Annotated in this window: 15 protein-coding genes and 2 tRNA genes; 10 read left to right on the plus strand and 7 right to left on the minus strand. The window is 72.9% G+C overall.

The window, feature by feature from the left end; genetic code table 11:
- Nucleotides 1-33: 33 nt before the first annotated feature.
- Entirely contained in the window at nucleotides 34-1,341 is a 1,308-nt protein-coding gene (locus tag M4960_RS14745) for a hypothetical protein (RefSeq protein WP_248704633.1), read from the plus strand.
- Nucleotides 1,342-1,451: 110 nt separating this feature from the next.
- On the opposite strand, the gene M4960_RS14750 is transcribed toward M4960_RS14745, so the two are convergent.
- Nucleotides 1,452-1,524, minus strand: a tRNA-Arg gene (locus M4960_RS14750).
- A 112-nt stretch (nucleotides 1,525-1,636) separates the two neighbouring features.
- On the opposite strand from M4960_RS14750, the gene M4960_RS14755 reads away from it, so the two are divergent.
- The 3 genes from M4960_RS14755 (at nucleotide 1,637) to M4960_RS14765 (ending at nucleotide 4,990) form a co-directional block, all read left to right on the plus strand.
- Nucleotides 1,637-2,440 carry a cytidylyltransferase domain-containing protein gene (locus tag M4960_RS14755; protein WP_248704634.1) on the plus strand — a complete coding sequence of 268 codons (804 nt, stop codon included), beginning with the start codon at nucleotides 1,637-1,639 and terminating at the stop codon, nucleotides 2,438-2,440.
- Entirely contained in the window at nucleotides 2,437-3,309 is an 873-nt protein-coding gene (locus M4960_RS14760; RefSeq protein WP_123294011.1) for an N-acetylneuraminate synthase family protein, read from the plus strand. The genes M4960_RS14755 and M4960_RS14760 overlap by 4 nt, the downstream gene beginning before the upstream one ends.
- Before the next feature lie 112 nt (nucleotides 3,310-3,421).
- Nucleotides 3,422-4,990, plus strand: a complete 1,569-nt coding sequence (locus M4960_RS14765) for a DUF6716 putative glycosyltransferase (RefSeq protein ID WP_248704635.1) — start codon at nucleotides 3,422-3,424, stop codon at nucleotides 4,988-4,990.
- Here M4960_RS14765 and M4960_RS14770 read toward each other — a convergent pair.
- Nucleotides 4,934-5,194 carry a thioredoxin family protein gene (locus tag M4960_RS14770; protein WP_123313641.1) on the minus strand — a complete coding sequence of 87 codons (261 nt, stop codon included), beginning with the start codon at nucleotides 5,192-5,194 and terminating at the stop codon, nucleotides 4,934-4,936. The genes M4960_RS14765 and M4960_RS14770 overlap by 57 nt on opposite strands.
- 29 nt (nucleotides 5,195-5,223) lie before the next feature.
- The gene (locus tag M4960_RS14775; protein WP_131845404.1) at nucleotides 5,224-5,514 is read right to left on the minus strand and encodes an oligoribonuclease; all 291 of its coding nucleotides are present in this window, start codon (nucleotides 5,512-5,514) and stop codon (nucleotides 5,224-5,226) included.
- Nucleotides 5,515-5,595: 81 nt separating this feature from the next.
- Here M4960_RS14775 and M4960_RS14780 point away from each other — a divergent pair, with 81 nt between their 5' ends.
- From M4960_RS14780 to M4960_RS14800, 5 genes are all read left to right on the plus strand, one after another.
- Entirely contained in the window at nucleotides 5,596-6,036 is a 441-nt protein-coding gene (locus tag M4960_RS14780) for a MarR family winged helix-turn-helix transcriptional regulator (RefSeq protein WP_248704636.1), read from the plus strand.
- Nucleotides 6,033-7,274: an MFS transporter gene (locus tag M4960_RS14785; protein ID WP_131878453.1), complete on the plus strand. Its 1,242-nt coding sequence runs from the start codon at nucleotides 6,033-6,035 to the stop codon at nucleotides 7,272-7,274. The genes M4960_RS14780 and M4960_RS14785 overlap by 4 nt, the downstream gene beginning before the upstream one ends.
- Nucleotides 7,275-8,118: 844 nt before the next feature.
- Nucleotides 8,119-8,757 (plus strand): oligoribonuclease, encoded by a 639-nt coding sequence (gene orn, locus M4960_RS14790; RefSeq protein WP_123294017.1) that lies wholly within the window; start codon nucleotides 8,119-8,121, stop codon nucleotides 8,755-8,757.
- A 75-nt stretch (nucleotides 8,758-8,832) separates the two neighbouring features.
- Nucleotides 8,833-8,908, plus strand: a tRNA-His gene (locus M4960_RS14795).
- 125 nt (nucleotides 8,909-9,033) lie between these two features.
- Nucleotides 9,034-9,378, plus strand: a complete 345-nt coding sequence (locus M4960_RS14800) for a metallopeptidase family protein (protein ID WP_123341128.1) — start codon at nucleotides 9,034-9,036, stop codon at nucleotides 9,376-9,378.
- A 125-nt stretch (nucleotides 9,379-9,503) separates the two neighbouring features.
- Here M4960_RS14800 and M4960_RS14805 read toward each other — a convergent pair whose 3' ends face one another.
- Together M4960_RS14805 and M4960_RS14810 are read right to left on the minus strand one after the other, a co-directional pair.
- Nucleotides 9,504-10,769 (minus strand): acyl-CoA dehydrogenase family protein, encoded by a 1,266-nt coding sequence (locus M4960_RS14805; protein ID WP_248704637.1) that lies wholly within the window; start codon nucleotides 10,767-10,769, stop codon nucleotides 9,504-9,506.
- Nucleotides 10,766-12,199, minus strand: a complete 1,434-nt coding sequence (locus tag M4960_RS14810; protein WP_248704638.1) for an LLM class flavin-dependent oxidoreductase — start codon at nucleotides 12,197-12,199, stop codon at nucleotides 10,766-10,768. Before M4960_RS14810 ends, M4960_RS14805 begins: the two co-directional genes overlap by 4 nt.
- A 102-nt stretch (nucleotides 12,200-12,301) precedes the next feature.
- Between M4960_RS14810 and M4960_RS14815 the strand changes: the two genes are divergently transcribed.
- Nucleotides 12,302-13,720: an MFS transporter gene (locus M4960_RS14815; protein WP_248704639.1), complete on the plus strand. Its 1,419-nt coding sequence runs from the start codon at nucleotides 12,302-12,304 to the stop codon at nucleotides 13,718-13,720.
- A gap of 84 nt (nucleotides 13,721-13,804) precedes the next feature.
- Here the strand turns inward: M4960_RS14815 and M4960_RS14820 are convergent, their stop codons facing one another.
- Nucleotides 13,805-14,419, minus strand: a complete 615-nt coding sequence (locus M4960_RS14820; protein ID WP_248704640.1) for an ATP-binding protein — start codon at nucleotides 14,417-14,419, stop codon at nucleotides 13,805-13,807.
- On the minus strand, nucleotides 14,412-16,862 hold the full coding sequence (locus M4960_RS14825) for an ATP-binding cassette domain-containing protein (protein ID WP_248704641.1): 2,451 nt from the start codon (nucleotides 16,860-16,862) through the stop codon (nucleotides 14,412-14,414). The genes M4960_RS14820 and M4960_RS14825 overlap by 8 nt, the downstream gene beginning before the upstream one ends.
- Nucleotides 16,863-16,885 lie beyond the last annotated feature (23 nt).

Below are 16,885 nucleotides of genomic sequence, written 5' to 3' on the forward strand. Positions count from 1 at the left end.
GGGGCCTGACCGTTTCGTGAGTATGGTGCGCGCATGGACTGGTGGAACGACCTGACCGACTGGACTTCGTCCGACGACGGGTGGCGGGTGATCTCGGGTGCCGTGATCCCCTTCGTCGCCATCGTCGTCGCCGGCGTCATCGCGGCACTCATCGGACGGGGTGCGACCAAGCGGGTCGTGGCCCTGCAGGAGCGCGAGTCGAAGAACGCCGCCGTCGCGGCGATCATCTCCGCGGCGCGCAAGGCCGCTGCCTGGGGCTCGCTCGGGCACGACGAACGCGGCTACGCCGACCACCTGGCAGAGGACGCCGACATCCGGCTCCGGCTGCTCCCCGTGCAGGGTGCGCCCCTCGCCGCCAACTGGGCACAGCACGAGATCGCCGACATCAAGAAGAACTCGTCGACCTTCAGCTTCCAGGCCGACCAGTCCCTCGCCGAGTTCCGCGACCGCCTGCTCGAGTGGCAGGCCCGTCCGGGCCGCGCTCGCAAGCTCTTCAAGGCCGACCTCGAGCGCTGGAAGTTCGAGTCCCCCGACCCGGATGCCGACCTGATCAAGCGCCAGCAGGACTGGAACGCCGACCAGAACAGCACCGCCCGCCCGCAGACCCCGGCAGCGCCCGCTCAGGCCGCTCCCGTCGAGCGCCCGACGCCGACGACGACGTCCCTGCGTCCGGCACAGCGTCCAGGAGGCACGCCCGCCTCCGCGCCGACGGCCCCGGCCAACGCCGGGTCGGCCCCCGCCGGTGGCGCCCCCGCTGCCGCAGCCGGGTCGGCGTCCGCTCCCGCTGCAGGGTCCGGGTTCTCGGTGAACCGCGGTGGGTCGGACGCCAACGCCACCCGCTCGTACGGCGAGAACACCACCCGCGTCTACGGTGACGACGCCGCACCGCCCGTGCGCCCGGCACTCGGAACCCCCACGTCACCCGCACGCTCGATCCCGAGCCGCGGCACCGACGACACCGAGGTGGTGGACGACGACACCGTCACCAAGGCCTTCGGCGACACCGACCGGGTGACCTCCGATCGGGTGACCCCGGCCCGCGGCACCGACCGTCCCGCGTCGTCCACGGTCGCGACGCCGGCGCCCACCTCGGCCGACGCCCACGTCAACCGGACGCCCGCCAACGACGTCCCGACGACCCCGGGCGCACCGACGACCCCGGCGTCCGCTCCTGCTCCGAGGGTCGAGACCCCGGGCACGACGAACACGACGTCGATCCCGACCCGCATCACCCAGGCGCCGGCAGAGCCCACGGACGCGGACGAGACGTCCGAGGCGACGCACACTCAGCCGATCAGCGCCTCCGAACTCCGCCGCCGCGCCGCGGACGACGACGAGTAGCGGGCGCGGACAAGCAGCACGCAGCACGCAGCACGCAGCACGCAGCATCCAGCACCCCCACGAACGAGCAACGGGCCGCCATCCGATCGGATGGCGGCCCGTTCGCGTCGTGCCCCCGGCAGGAATCGAACCCGCGGCACGGTGGGTAGAAACCACCTGCTCTATCCACTGAGCTACGGAGGCGAGCGACGTCGATTCTAACCGGGACCCGCCGCTCGAGCGGTTCCGGAACGGTTCGGCCGTCGTCTGCCCGCAGTTCGCCTCCGGGACACCCGCGCTTCGTACCGTGCGGGGGATGCACTCCTCTGCCACCGTCCTCGCCGTCGTCCCCGCACGCGCCGGCTCGAAGGGCATCCCGGGCAAGAACCTCCGGACGGTCGGAGGTCGGTCGCTCGTCCGCCGGGCCGTGGAGTCGGCACGCAGCGCAGCACTGATCGACGCCGTGGTCGTCACGACGGACGGTGACGCCATCGCTGCCGAGGCCCGCGCCGCCGGTGCCGACGTGGTCCGACGCCCGGCCGACCTCGCGGGCGACCAGGCGTCGTCGGAGTCCGCGCTGCTCCACGTGCTCGACGAACTCGAGGCAGCCGGCGATGCGCTGCCCGAGGTCCTGGTGTTCCTGCAGGCGACCTCGCCGTTCATCGACCCGGACGACCTCGACACGGCGATCCGGCGCGTCGCGGAGGGGCACGCCGACGTCGTGTTCGCCGCAGCGCCGTCGCACGCGTTCCTGTGGCGCATCGCCGACGACGGTTCCGCCGTCGCCGTGAACCACGACGCGGCCACCCGTCCGCGTCGCCAGGACCGCGCGGCCGAGTACCGCGAGACCGGCGCCTCGTACGTCATGCGGACCGACGGCTTCCGGCAGCACCGGCACCGCTTCCACGGCCGCGTCGAACTCATCGCCGTCGACCCCGCCGGCGCGATCGACATCGACGACGAGACCGACCTGATCGCGGCCGACGCCACGGCCGAAGTCACGGCCGAATCCGCGGCCGAAGCCACGGCCCACGCCACAGCCGACGCCGTCGCTCCCCAGATCCCGGACCACGACCCATCCCCGACGCGGGCAGCCCCCGCACTGAACGGAGCACCATGACCGTCACCATCGGCACGTCCACGATCGGCGCGGGCCACCCCGCGTACCTCATCGGCGAGATCGGCCTCAACCACAACGGGGACGTCGACATCGCCAAGCAGCTCATCGACGTCGCCGCCGACGCCGGACTGCAGGCCGTCAAGTTCCAGAAGCGCACCCCGGCCATCTCCACGCCCGAGCACATGAAGAACACGCCCCGTAGCACCCCGTGGGGCGAGATGACCTACCTGGAGTACCGCTACCGCGTCGAGTTCGACCGCGACCAGTACATCGAGATCGGCGACCACGCGACGCTGCGCGGCCTGGACTGGTTCGCCTCCCCCTGGGATGAGCCGTCCGTGGACTTCCTCGAGGACCTCAACGTCGTCGCGTACAAGATCGCCTCGGCGTCGGTGACCGACCTCGGGATGCTCGCCGCCGTCGCCGCGACCGGCAAGCCAGTCATCCTGTCGACGGGCATGTCGACGCTCGAGCAGATCGACGCCGCCGTCGACGCCCTCGGCACCGACCGCCTCGTGCTCATGCACGCCACGTCGACGTACCCGCTCCCCGCCGAAGAGGCGAACCTGCGCATGATCGACACCCTCGCGCACCGGTACTCGGGCGTTCCGGTCGGGTACTCCGGCCACGAGCCGGGGCTGCAGATCTCGATCGCCGCCGTCGCCCTCGGCGCGACCGCCGTCGAACGGCACATCACGCTCGACCGCACGATGTGGGGCTCGGACCACGCGGCCTCGCTCGAGCCGCACGGCCTGAAGACCCTGGCGCGGGACATCCGGATCATCGAGACCGCGCTCGGTGACGGGGTGAAGCGGATCTTCCCCGGCGAGCGGGCGCCGCTCGCCAAGCTGCGCCGCGTCGGCGCGTGAGCGGATGCAGTCCCCATCCGACCGCCGGCGAGCGGGCGCCGCTCGCCAAGCTGCGCCGCGTCGGCGCGTGAGCAGAGACCGCGTGAGCGGAGACCACGTGAGCAGAGGGCACGTGAGCGGCCCGGTCGACGAGACCGGCGCCCTGGACGTGCCGGCTGGCGGGGGTGCGTCGACCGTCGGACGGGAGGCGCGCCTCCCGTCCGGCCCGTCACCCCGCGGCCGACGTGTGGTCGCCCTGGTCGACACCGACTCGTTCGCCAAGTGGGGCGCCCACCTGCTCGCGGCGGCGCCGACCGGCTGGGACATCGACCTGCGGACCGTCGCGACGCCGCGTTCGGCCAGCGCGAAGCAGCTGCGCTCGGCGTTCCGCGGGCTCGACGCACGACTCGCGCACCTGCGCACGACGCCGCCGACGCCGAAGGACGTCGATGCCGTCGTCGAGGAGCTCCGCGTCGATCCGCCCGACGCCGTCCTCGTGTCCCTGATCGGCCCGGTCGCCGAACTCGTCATCGACGAGGTGCACCGCCGGATCCCGGACCGGCCGGTGCTGGTGTCCGGCCTGCCGGGCATCTCGTTCCCGGCGAAGTGGAAGGGCATCTTCTTCCGCGCGCGGGCCGACCTGTTCGTGCTGCACAGCCACCGCGAGGTGCGGGCGTACGAGGAGATGGCCATCGAGGGCGGTGTCGAGCCGCACTTCGCGCTCGCGACGCTGCCCTTCGCCCGGAGCGCGAGCGCCAGCGCCAGCACGGGCGCGACTGCCAGCGCCAGCACGGGCGCGCCCGATGCGCCCGTCCGCGACGCCGTCGTCTTCGCTGCCCAGCCGAGCGTCCCGCTGGAGCGCGTCGACCGGGCCCTCGTCGTGCAGTGGCTCGTCGCGACCGCACGGCAGCACCCGGAGTGGCGCGTCGTGATCAAGACCCGCGCGGCCGCCGGCGAACACCAGACACACCGCGAGGAACACCCCTACCCAGACCTCGTGCCGGCCGACGCACCGGCGAACCTCGTGGTCGAGAGCGGGCCGATGGCCGAACACCTCGACCGTGCGGTGGCCCTCGTGACGATCAGCTCGACGGCGGTGCTCGAAGCGGCCGCACGTGGTGTGCCGGCGCTGACGCTGACGGACTTCGGCATCGGCCGCCACCTCATCAACGAGGTGTTCGTGTCGAGCGGCCTCGAGGGCGACTCGGTCGACCTGGTGGACGGCCGGTTCGGCACGGTCCGACCGAGCTGGATGCACGACAATTACTTCCACCCGGCCTCGGACGACGACTGGCAGCGCCGGCTCACCGAGCTCATGGCGCGGCGGGACGCCGGGACGCTCGTCGACCGGGAACCCGCACGCCGCAGCCGAGGCGGGGTGCTGCGCCGGGCCTGGGAGCGGAAGAACGCCCTGGGCGGATCGGACCGCTCGGCGCTGGGCTGGCTCGCGCTCGTGATCGGGGCGCCGATCCGGACGACGAAGCGGCTGGCGCGGAAGGCCAGGGCGCTGGTCGACCCGCCAGAGCCGGTCGTGGTGGCGGCGCCGACTTCCCAACGGGCCGCGGGCGGCGAGCGCGTGGCGGGCGGCGAGCGCACGGCGGCCGCCGGCAGCGCGGCGGGCGGCGACCGCACTGCGGGCGCCGCGTCAGAGGGCCTTGGCGATCGCCAGCAGGAGCTGGTCGCGGGTGGGGACCCCGGGTGACCGGAAGACCTCGGCCCCGTCCTCCCGCCGCACGATGATCGTGGGCGTGGAACGGATGCCGAGGTCCTCTGCGTCGTCGGGGTAGGACGCCACGTCGCGTTCGGTCACGGCGAGCCCGGGGACGAGCGCCGACGCCTCGGCCGACACCCGGCGGGCGGCGGCGCACGGCGCACAGAAGGCGGACGTCCAGAGGTCGAGCTGCATGTGACCGTGCAACGCGGCGGCGCGGGGTTCTACTCCCGGTCGAACTCGCCGCTGCGGTCGCCACGGTCGGCGAGGTCGTCCACCGGGTCGGACTCCCCCGGCTCGTAGGTGTACTCGACCGAGGTCTGGTCGAGGACCTGACGGGACTTGGTGGCGCGGTAGGTGAAGGCCGTCTGCAGGCCCTCGACGTCAGCGAACACCGTGACCTCGTCGTCCAGCGCGTCGCTCGTCGCGGTGCGGGTATCGGTCGTGCCGTCGAAGGGTCCGCCGTGGAAGATCGCGGTGTACTCGTCGCCTTCGTGGATGGTGATGTCGCTCATGCCTCCCTTCTACCAGGCGGTGCCTGTTGCGGCCTGTTCCGGTCTGTTGCGCAATGCATAGCATCGCTATATAGTTCAGCTATGGAAACAACGCGTGCGCAGACGATCGAGACGCTCCTCGTCTCCGTCAACCGCCTGATCCGCAGCGCCGCGCAGTCGACGGGCAACACCACGTCGGCCGCGGTCTGGCGCACGCTCGGCATCCTCGAGTCCGACGAGCCGCTCCGGCTCGGTGAACTCGCGGCGGCCTCGCGCGTGGCGCAGCCCACGATGACCCGGCTCGTCACGAGCATGCTCGCCGACGGTCTGGTCACGCGGAGCGTCGACCCCGACGACTCCCGCGGCCAGCTCATCGAGATCACCGACGCGGGCCGCGCCCGGCTCACCGCCTGGCGCGCCACGCTCACCGACACGGTCGGCCCGTTGTTCGCCGACCTCACCGACGACGACTGGGACGTGCTGCACCACGCGTCCGTCCTGATCGCCCAGCGCACCACCACCAGAACGGAGACCACCGCGTGAACGCCCACGCACCTGCCGGCCAGTCCGGCTCCATCCTCAAGCAGTCCTCAGCGGTCTGGGCGATCGCCTTCGCCTGCGTCGTCGCCTTCATGGGCATCGGCCTCGTCGACCCGATCCTCCCCGCGATCGCTGGATCGCTCAAGGCGACCCCGGCGCAGACCGAGCTGCTCTTCACGAGCTACCTGGCCGTCACCGGCGTGGCGATGTTCTTCACGAGCTGGGTCTCGAGCCGCATCGGCGCGAAGCGCACCCTGCTCATCGGTCTGGCGCTCATCGTCGTGTTCTCGGTCCTCGCCGCGACGTCGAACAGCGTGTGGAGCATCATCGACTTCCGTGCCGGCTGGGGCCTCGGCAACGCGCTCTTCATCTCCACCGCCCTGGCGACCATCGTCGGTGCAGCGTCGGGCGGGACCGCCTCGGCGATCATCCTGTACGAGGCAGCGCTCGGGCTCGGCATCGCCGTCGGCCCCCTCGTCGGCGGGCTGCTGGGGTCGGTGAGCTGGCGCGGCCCGTTCTTCGGTGTCACCACCCTGATGGCCGTCGCGTTCATCGCGATCGTGGCGCTCCTCAAGACCGGCAGCCTCGAGAAGCCCACGCCCACGAAGCTCTCGGCGCCCTTCCGCGCCCTCGGCCGTCCCGCGCTCGCCGCACTCGCCGCGACCGCGCTGTTCTACAACATCGGCTTCTTCGTCCTGCTCGCCTACACGCCGTTCCCGCTCGGCTTCGGTGCGCTCGGCATCGGCTTCACGTTCTTCGGCTGGGGCCTCGGTCTCGCGATCACCTCCGTCTGGGTCGCCCCGATGCTCACCGCCCGTCTCCGCAGGACGACGGTGCTGAAGATCGCGCTGCCCCTGCTGGCACTCGACCTCTTCGCCGCGGCCGTCGTCGTGGACTCGCAGGTCGGCCTCATCATCTGCGTCATCATCGGTGGACTCGTGCTCGGTGTGCTGAACACCGTGCTCACGGAGTGCGTCATGGAGGCCACGGACCTGCCCCGCTCGGTCGCCTCGAGCGCCTACTCGGCCGTCCGCTTCATCGGCGGCGCCATCGCCCCGCCCGTCGCGACCCTGCTCGCCGACGCGTACGCCCCCTCGGCCGCGTACGTCTTCGCCGGAGCGTCCGTCGCCGTCGCGTTCGTCGTGATCCTCTGCACCACGAAGGTCCTGCGCCGCGTGGACGACGGTGCCGAGCCGGAGCGAGTCGAGGCCGAGGCCATCGGCGCCGGCGAGATGTCCTAGCTCCCCCGCGCCCTTCCCTTCCACGCCCCGCCCCCTCTTGCGCGAGCGGGCGAAACACCCGGGTGTCTCCGGACGCGTCCCGGGTATTTCGCCCGCTCGCGCTCTGCGCACTGGGCGCACGCACGTGCGCCCGCCGTCGTCCGACCAGCTGGCCGCGAGCGGGCGGAATGCCTGGGCCCCCTGCAACGCGACCCGGGCATTTCGCCCGCTCGCGCTGCTCGCGCTGCTCGCGCTGTGCGCACTGAGCGCACTGAGCGCGACCAGCCTGGAGGCGCGGCACCAGTCCGACGGACCGCCACCGGGCCTCCAGGCAGTCACCACCACGGCCCCCTCCGCCTCCGCGAGCGGGCGAAACACCCGGGTGCCTCCCGACGCAGCCCGGGCATTTCGCCCGCTCGCGATGGCGCGGAGCGGCCGGAGCGCAGCCCCCTCCCCAGCGTCTCGCTGAGCGTCTCGCCGAGCGGGCGAAATACCCCGCCGTCCCGCCACGCAACCGCGGCATTTCGCCCGCTCGCGCTCTGCGCACTGGACGCGACCAGCCGGGAGGCCCGACGCCCGCCCAGCGGACCGCCACCGGGCCTCCAGGCCGTCACCACCACCGCCCCACGCGCCTCCGGCACCGCCGCGCCCGCGAGCGGGCGAAACACCCGTGTGCCTCGCGACGCGGCCCGGGCATTTCGCCCGCTCACGGGTTCGGGGACGCGACCGCGCACCAGCGCGCACCAGCCGCGTACGCAGCCGCGGACGCGGCCGCGGACGCGGCCGCGGCCGCGGACGCGGCCGCGCACCGGCCGCGCACCACCTGCGCACGGGGCGTGCGCGGGCCGGGAATAGGATCGTGCACATGGCAACCGCGAATGACCGCCTCGTCTGGATCGACTGCGAGATGACCGGCCTCGACCTCGAGGTCGACGAACTCGTCGAGGTGGCCGTGGTCATCACCGACTTCGACCTCGAGCCCGTGCACCCCGGATTCGACATCGTGATCAAGCCGGACCAGTCCGCGCTCGACAACATGAACGAGTTCGTGACGAACATGCACGTCACGTCGGGACTCATCGAGGAGATCCCGAACGGCGTCAGCCTGGCGGACGCCGAGTACCAGGTGCTCGAGTACATCCTCGAGCACGTCCCGGCGGAGGGCACCGCTCCCCTGGCCGGCAACACCATCGGCACCGACCGCGCGTTCCTGTCCAAGTACATGCCCCGCGTCGACGGCCACCTGCACTACCGCAGCGTCGACGTGTCGAGCATCAAGGAGCTCTGCCGCCGCTGGTTCCCGCGCGTGTACTTCAACTCGCCGGAGAAGCACGGTGGGCACCGGGCCCTCGCGGACATCCTCGAGTCGATCCGCGAGCTCGAGTACTACCGCCGCGCGGGCTTCGTCGCCGAGCCGGGGCCGACCACCGACGAGGTGCGTGCCGTCCAGGCCGAGGTCGTCGAGAAGTGGGAACCGCGCCTGGCGCAGCCCGCAGCCGAGTGACGACACGGGTGGTCGGCACCGCCCGCAGCATGTACTACTATTGAGTGGTCGCGCCGGTCCGCCGGTGTGTGCATGGTGGATATAGCTCAGTTGGTAGAGCGCCTGGTTGTGGTCTAGGAGGTCGCGGGTTCGAGACCCGTTATTCACCCCAGTCGAGGGAGAGCCCCTGTTGCGTGTGACGCAACCGGGGCTCTCCCTCTGTGTTTGTCTGGGCGCCTCCGGCGCCGTGCGGCTTCGCCGCGAGTGGTCAGGGCGGTGTGGGACGATCCCTGCGTGATGGAGATGTCCGCCGACGACTTCGAGCAGCTCGTGACCGACGAACTCGACCTGCTCCCCGACGAGATGGTCGACGGGCTCGACAACGTGGTGTTCGTGGTCGAGGACGAACCGGAGAACGGCGAAGAGCTCTTCGGCGTGTACGACGGCATTGCGGCGACCGAGCGCGGGCAGTACGGCTTCGGCGAACTGCCCGACCGCATCGTGGTGTTCCGCAAGCAGCATCTGGCCGAGTGCGACACCGTCGAGGAGCTCAAGGACGAGGTGCACACCACCCTCGTGCACGAGATCGGGCACTTCTACGGCATCGACGACGAGCGGCTGCACGAGCTCGGCTGGGCGTAGGCGCCCACCCGGCGCACCCGGCGCACCCGGCGCCCGAGTTTCGGGCTCAGCGACATTCCTCGGGCCCACGAGCGCGAGAACTGTCGCTCACCGCGAAAACTCGCGCCGCGCGCGGCAGCGCCCCCTCAGAACCGCGTCGGCCCCACCTCGTGGTACTTCTCCCACGCGCCCACCGGCCCCCGCCCGTGCAGCGCGTACTCCCCCACGAGCCGCTCCTTGTAGACGGCCGGGTTGTGCGACGCCACGACGCGGGCGTTCCGCCAGTGACGGTCCAGCGCGCGCGTCCGGTCGGCCGCGGACGCCCCGCCGACCTCGAACAGCTCGGAGCACGACCGGAGTACCCGCGGCCCGATCTCGACCTGCGCCTGGTAGACCGCGTTCTCGGCGGCGTCCAGCAGTGCGTGTTCGACCCCGACCCCGGGCTCGTTCGTCGCCACCACCGCGTCGAGCAGCCCCGCCGCAGCGACGACGAGCGACCGCGCGGTGAACGCCCCGGCGGACAACCGACCGATGACCGCCAGGACCTGCGGGTCCTCCCCCGGAGTCGCCGCGTTCGCGTGGATGTACGTCCGGGTCCGCGGCCGCACGAAGGCGACCGCATCGTCGGACACCGCCTGTCCGATCCCGGCCAGCACGGCCAGCAGGTACAGCTGGAAGAAGGCCTGGATGTGCGACAGCGGCGCGTCCTTGTACGCCGACACCACGGTGGGGTCGACAGCCACGTCCTCGAAGACCGTGGTGCCGGACGCGGTCAGCCGCTGGCCGAACCCGTCCCAGTCGTCGACGCTCGTCACGCCTGGCGCGTCGACCGGCACGGCGAACGTCACGCGGTCGCCCGAGCGGTCCGCGGCCAGGTAGATCCAGTCGGCGTAGAGCGTGCCGGTCGAGTAGAACTTCCGCCCGTCGAGACGGAGGGAATCGCCAGCAGGCGTCACCGTCGTCGAGATGTCGGCCAGGGTCGTGCCGGTCCGCTCCGAGGTCGCGTTCCCCACGATCGCCCCGTCGACGATGCGCTGCAGCCACTCGTCCCGTCCGGCCGACGATGGCCGCAGCAGCACGAGTTCGGTGTACCCGAAGTGCCCTCGCCACAGGTGCGCGATGTTCGAGTCCGCGGCCGCCAGGTCCGCCACCAGCTGCACGAGTTCGACCAGGGTCACGCCGAACCCGCCGCGGTCCTCGGGGACGCGCAGCCGGCCGAACCCGGCGTCGGCGAGTGCGCGGACCTCGGCGTGCGGCAACGGCCGGTCGCCGGGGCTGCCGGAAGCGAGCTCACGCTCGACCGCGCCCTCGCGGATGGTCGCGAACACGGGTGCGAAGCGTTCGCGCAGGGTCGCCAGACGATCGGCCGGGAGGCCCGTCACCCGTCCGTCGGTCGTCGTCGCGTCCGTCATGCGGTCACCTCCACGGCACGTGCAGCGTCCGCAGGCGCCGTCACGGTCGCGCTCGCGCCGCCCGCGAACGCGCCGCGCCACTGCCGAGCGGGGTGCGAGTCCGGCAGCTGTGCGTGCCCGAAGAGCTTCTGGCGCAGGGTGCCCTCGCGGTACTCGGACTGCATCAGCCCACGCTCCTGCAGGGTGGGCGCGATGTGGTCGACGAACTCCTCGTACGAGCCGGGCAGCGTCCAGTTGATGACGTTCACCCCGTCGACGCCGACGCGCTGCCAGTCCGCGAGTTCGTCGGCGATCTGGTCGGGCGTGCCGACGACCCGGGCACGGAGCTTGGCGGACAGGCGAGCGAGGTCGGCGATCGTGGGTTCGCGGTCGCCGGCGGCCTCGCGGAGCCACTGCAGGTGCGACTGGCCGGCGTGGGTGCGGACCTCGGCCAGCGGGGTGTCCGGGTCGAGGGTCTCGCCGGTGTCCGGGTCGAAGCCGAGGTTCGAGTGCACCAGGAAGCCGTCGGCCGCCAGGTACTCGTCGATCTCCGCTTCCTTCGCCTTCGCCTCGGCCTCGGTGGACCCGGTGACGAAGGTCAGCCCGAGGAAGAACGCGATGTCCTCTCGCCGACGCCCGGCTGCCCGGGCGAGGTCGCGGGTCTCGCGGATGAGCTGCTCGGTGGCGTCGCGGTTCGAGGTCAGGATGAACTGGGCCTCGGCGTTCCGTGCGGCGAAGGCACGGCCGGCGGGCGAGGAGCCGGCCTGGAACAGCACCGGCGTCCGCTGCGGGCTCGGCGCGCTCAGGTGCGGCCCCTGCACGTCGTAGCGCTTCCCGTGGTGGTCGATGCGGTGCACCTTGTCGGGGTCGGCGTAGCCACGCACCGGGTCCTTCAGCACGGCGCCGTCCTCCCACGAGCCCTCCCAGAGCTTCGCGCAGACCTCGAGGTACTCCTCGGCCCAGACGTAGCGCTCGTCGTGCTCCTCGAGCCGGTCGGCGCCGAAGTTCCGGGCGGCGCTGTCGAGGGCGCTCGTGACCACGTTCCAGCCGATCCGGCCCCGGGTGATGTGGTCGAGGGTGGAGACCTTGCGGGCGAAGTCGAACGGGTGCGACTGGATGACGCTCGACGTGAACGCCAGGCCGAGGTGCTCGGTCGACACGGCGAGCGCGGAGAGCAGCACCGAGGGGTCGTTCGAGGGGATCTGCAGCCCCTCGCGCAGGTTGGTCGAGTAGTCGCCGCGTCCCGGCCCGTAGGTCCCGACGACGTCGGCGAAGAACATCGCGTCGAACTTGCCGCGCTCGAGGGTCTTCGCCAGGTCGGTCCAGAGCGTGACGTCGTCGAAGTCGGCCTGACGGGCGTCCGGGTGCCGCCAGAGGCCGTGCTGGATGTGCGACGTCGTGTTCATGACGAAGGCCGCGAAGCGCAGCGGGCGGTTCGGTGCATCGCTCATGCACCCCATGTTCCCCGTGGTGCCGTCACGAGGGGCAGTGAGGTGACACCGCGTTACGCGGCTGGTTCCACCGGACGTCGGAGCCGACCATGCTGCTGAGGCATGCCGACACCGACCACTGCTGCCGCGCCTCCCGTCCGCCGTGCCGAACCGACGACGGGCGCGACCCGCCGTCGCGTCGCCCTCGCCTCGTTCGTCGGCACGACGGTCGAGTACTACGACTTCTACCTGTACGCGACGGCGTCCGCCCTGGTCTTCGCGCCCACGTTCTTCCCGTCGGTGACGCCGGCGATCGGGGTGATCGCGTCGTTCGCGACCTACGGGGTCGGCTTCGTCGCGCGGCCGCTCGGCGGGGTGATCGCCGGACACCTGGGCGACCGCATCGGACGCAAGAAGCTGCTCGTCGCGTCCCTGGTGCTGATGGGCATCGCGTCGACCCTGATCGGGGTCGTGCCGTCGGCGGCGACCATCGGGGTCGGTGCCGTCGTCGCGCTGGTGTTCCTGCGGCTGCTGCAGGGCGTCGCCGCCGGCGCGGAGTGGGGCGGGTCCGCGCTGCTGTCCGTCGAGCACGCACCCGAACGGCACCGCGGGCTGTTCGGGGCGTTCACCCAGATGGGGTCGGCGGGTGGGATGCTGCTCGCGACCGGCGTGTTCACCCTGGTGCGGTCCCTGCTCGGCAACGAGGTGTTCCTCGCCTGGGGGTGGCGGCTGCCGTTCCTGTTCTCCGCGGTGATCGTGGCCGTCGGCCTGGTGATCCGGCTCGGCGTGCAGGACGCTCCGGTGTTCCAGGAGCTGCGGGCCTCCGGCGGGGTCGAGCGGTTCCCGGTCTGGCAGGCGATCCGACACCACCCGCGCGCGATCCTGGTGACCGCCGGGCTGCGGCTGGTGCAGCCCGCGCTGTACTCGATCCTGACGACGTACTCGCTGACCTACCTCGCGGCCGTACGGGGACCGTCGGGCTCGGACGCCGGGCTGCAGGCGGTGCTCGTCATCTCGGCGGTGTCGCTCGTGTCGACGCCGTTCTGGGGGTGGCTGTCCGACCGGGTGGGACGCCGCGTGCTCACGATCTGGTCGGCCGTCGGCATCGCCGTGCTCATCTGGCCGTTCTTCGCGTTCCTCGACGCCGGGCCGCTCGTGCTGCTGCCGCTCGTGGCGCTGATCGGGATGTGCGTCTTCCACGACAGCATCTACGGGCCGCAGGCAGCCTGGTTCGCGGAGCAGTTCCCGACCGGTCGGCGGTACTCGGGGATGTCGCTCGGGTACCAGATCGGGTCGATCTTCTCCGTCGGGCTGACGCCGCTGCTCGCTGCGGTGTTCGTGGAGCTCGGTGGGGGCTCGCCGTGGATCCTGTGCGGGTACCTCGGGGTGTACGCGGTGCTGACCATCGTGGCGGCGGTGTTCGCGGTGGACCCGGTCGCGCGGGGCCGTGCTGCTGCGCGGGGCGCTGCGCGGGGCGCTGCGCGGGGCGCTGCGCGGGGCGGTGCTGCGCAGGGCGCTGCGCGGGGCCGAGTTTCGCGGTGAGCGACAGTTCTCGCGCTCGGGCGTCCGTGAACTGTCGCTCAGCCCGAGGCTCGGCGCGGCCAGCTGGCCGCGCCGGGCGGTCCGCTACGTCCGCAGCACCACGTCGGCCAGGGATGCCGGGTCCTCGGCGGCGATGAAGTCCTGCTCCTGCGCCGCCCACCGGTCCCACTCGCGCGCGAAGGTGTCGCCGTCGCGGCCGATCGCCCGGTCCCAGCGGACTGCGTCGTCGGCCTCGAGCCACACCGCCAACGAGGCCAGCGGCACCGACGCCCGAGACACCGCCCCGCAGCCCTCGATCACGATCGGCAGGTCGGGGTCGACCGCGGTCCACCCCGCCGGGCCGTCGGCCACCCAGTCCCACCGGCGGTACCCGCTGGGAGGCCCGAGCACGTCGCGGACCACGGCGTCGGCCGCCGCGCGGAGTCCGTCCCACCCCGGGTAGACGTCGTCGAGGTGCACGACCTGCGCCCCCAGCAGCTGCGCGAGCTGGTCGCCGAGAGTCGTCTTGCCGGTGCCGGAGCGGCCGTCGACCAGGACCACGAGGCGCCCGCCCGACGCCGCCGCAGCACCGGCCGCGGCTGCGGCGACACCTGCGGCGAGACCGTCGCCGCCCGCCGGGGCCGCCGGGTGCGCCGGGGCCGCCTGGTCCGCCGGGTCCACCGGGTCCACCGGGTCCGCCGGGCCCGCCGACTCACGCACGCCAGGTCCCCGCTGCCACGGCGACCGCGATCGACGCGACACCGATCCCGACGAGCACCGCGACCATCGCCCACTCCGGCCACGCGAACCGTGCGGCCCGCGCCCACGTGCGTCGCCCGGGAGCCCCGAACCCGCGCGACTCCATCGCCACCGCCAACGTCGTCGCCCGTCGCAGCGCCAGGACCAGCAGCGCGAACGCCATCGATGCCCCACGCCTCAGCCGTCCGGTGTCGGCCAGCCCGCGAGCGCGCCGCGCCATCGCGAGCTGCCGCCAGTCGTCCACCAGCAGCGTCATCATCCGGATGGCCGCGAGGGCCCCGAGCACGAACCGCGCCGGCAGCCGCAGCACCTGCGCGAGCCCGTCGGCCAGGTCGGTCGGGTCGACGCGGATGAACAACGCGACCGCGGGCAGCCCCACCGCGAGCACGCGGAGCGCCGTCGCCAACGCGAGCGTGAGCGACCCGTCCGTGACGTGGGCGAAGCCGAAGTCGAACCACTCCCGTCCGGAGGGCCGCCCGTACAGCGCGATGCTCACCGCCGTGAGCGGCACGGCCACCAGGACCGGTGACACCCGCAGCAGCAGGGTCCGCACCGGCAGCCGCAGGAGGGGCAGCAGGGCGAGTTCGACCGCGAGGGCGACGGCTGCGGACACGACGTCCAGGCTCAGCACGAGGCACACGCCGAGCGCGAGGACGCCGACGAGCGAGGCCACCGGTTGGACGGCGGCTCGGTCGGCTCGGTCGGTTCGGCCTGGAGGCGCGGCTCGGCCCGCCGTCGTCGGCACCGTCTCCGGGGTGGTCGCCGTCGCACCCCCCTGGTCGCGTTCCACGCGCCCTTGGTTGCCTTCCACGCGCCGGGCGCCGTCCGCCGCGAGCACGACCTCGTCGGCGTCGAGCGCCCGGATCAGGTCGCGGTCGTGCGTGACGGCGACGACGGTGGTGCCGTCGTCGGCGAGTGCTCCGAGGTGCCGGACGACGGCGTCCCACGTGGACCGGTCCTGCCCGGAGGTCGGTTCGTCGAGCACGACGACCGGCGGCCGTGCGGCGACGACCGCGGCGATGGCGACCCGTCGCTGCTCGCCGCCGGACAGCGTGAACGGGTTGGCGTCGGCGAGGTGGGCGAGGCCGAACTCGCCGAGGAGCACGTCCGCCCGACCCGCAGCATCCGGAGCACCGATCGCGCGGGGGCCGGCCTCGACCTCCTCGCGGACGGAGCCGGCGACGAACTGGTGCTCGGGGTCCTGGAAGACGGTGCCGATGCGGGCGGCGAGTTCGCGGCTCGACCACGTGTGCGGCGCCGGCGGGACGCCAGCGGCGAGGTCCGTCGTGGCGGCGAGCTCCCCCGCGACCGGAGGCAGGAGCCCCGCGAGCGTGAGGCCGAGCGTCGACTTGCCGATGCCGTTCGGCCCCGTGATCGCCAGGACCTGCCCGGCTCGGAGTTCGAGGTCGATCCCGCTGCCCACCCGCTGTCGCTTGCCCCGGGCAGTCCCGAGGTCCCGCGCTTCGAGCAGCGCGCCCGCTCCCGAGCCCGCCCCCTCGCCGCCGCCCGAGCCCGCCCCCGCGCCGAGCGGGCGAAATGCCGCGGTCCCCTCGGCAGCCGACCCGGGTATTTCGCCCGTTCGCGCAGCCGCAGCCGCAGCCGCAGCCGCAGCAGGCCGCCCGCGGGCCGCGCCACGCTCGGGCTCGGCACCGGGCACCCACACCCCGGCCGCGGTGAGCGCGTCGCCGTGGCGGCCGAGCACCTCGGCAGGCGCGCCGTCCGCGACGACCCCGCCGCCCGGCTCGAGCAGCACGAGCCGGTCGACCAGGTCGAGCCAGGTGCCGATCCGGTGCTCCACCACGAGCAGGGTCGCCCCCGTCTCGTCGAGCAGTGCGCGGACGGCGTCGTGCACCTGGGCCACGCCGGCCGGGTCGAGGTTCGCGCAGGGTTCGTCGAGCACGAGGGCTCCCGGCCGCATCGCGAGCACCCCGGCGAGCGCCAGTCGTTGCCGCTGGCCGCCGGAGAGCATCGCGGTCGAACGGTCGAGGGGCAGGTCGAGCCCGACGACCGCGAGCGCCGACCGCACCCGTGCCCAGGTCTCGGCGCGCGGGACGCCGAGGTTCTCGCACCCGAAGGCCACGTCGTCGCCGATCCGCGACATCACGGTGTGCGCCTCGGGGTCCTGCATGACGAGGCCGACACGCCCGCGGACCGCGCGGGGGTCGGCACCGTCGACGAGGACCGAGCCCTGCACGGAAGCAGCGGTGTCGTCGGTGGGGTCGGGTTCGTCGGGCAGCACGGCGGCCACGGCCCGGAGCAGCGTCGACTTGCCGGAGCCGGACGGCCCGACGATCGCGACCCGCTCCCCCGGCTCGACGGTCAGGTCGACGCCACGGACGGCCCACTCGGCACGCTCGGGGTAACGCCACCCCCAGTCGCGGAACGCGATGCGCGCGGCGCGCACGCCGACGACATCCGGGGACGTCG

This window comes from Curtobacterium sp. MWU13-2055, from assembly GCF_023242305.1.
GTDB lineage: Bacteria > Actinomycetota > Actinomycetes > Actinomycetales > Microbacteriaceae > Curtobacterium.

Coding starts and splice junctions, on each gene's coding strand:
- M4960_RS14745 (WP_248704633.1), top strand. CDS start 34: ATGGACTGGTGGAACGACCTGACCGACTGGACTTCGTCCGACGACGGG.
- M4960_RS14755 (WP_248704634.1), top strand. CDS start 1,637: ATGCACTCCTCTGCCACCGTCCTCGCCGTCGTCCCCGCACGCGCCGGC.
- M4960_RS14760 (WP_123294011.1), top strand. CDS start 2,437: ATGACCGTCACCATCGGCACGTCCACGATCGGCGCGGGCCACCCCGCG.
- M4960_RS14770 (WP_123313641.1), bottom strand. CDS start 5,194: ATGCAGCTCGACCTCTGGACGTCCGCCTTCTGTGCGCCGTGCGCCGCC.
- M4960_RS14775 (WP_131845404.1), bottom strand. CDS start 5,514: ATGAGCGACATCACCATCCACGAAGGCGACGAGTACACCGCGATCTTC.
- M4960_RS14780 (WP_248704636.1), top strand. CDS start 5,596: ATGGAAACAACGCGTGCGCAGACGATCGAGACGCTCCTCGTCTCCGTC.
- orn (WP_123294017.1), top strand. CDS start 8,119: ATGGCAACCGCGAATGACCGCCTCGTCTGGATCGACTGCGAGATGACC.
- M4960_RS14800 (WP_123341128.1), top strand. CDS start 9,034: ATGGAGATGTCCGCCGACGACTTCGAGCAGCTCGTGACCGACGAACTC.
- M4960_RS14805 (WP_248704637.1), bottom strand. CDS start 10,769: ATGACGGACGCGACGACGACCGACGGACGGGTGACGGGCCTCCCGGCC.
- M4960_RS14810 (WP_248704638.1), bottom strand. CDS start 12,199: ATGAGCGATGCACCGAACCGCCCGCTGCGCTTCGCGGCCTTCGTCATG.
- M4960_RS14815 (WP_248704639.1), top strand. CDS start 12,302: ATGCCGACACCGACCACTGCTGCCGCGCCTCCCGTCCGCCGTGCCGAA.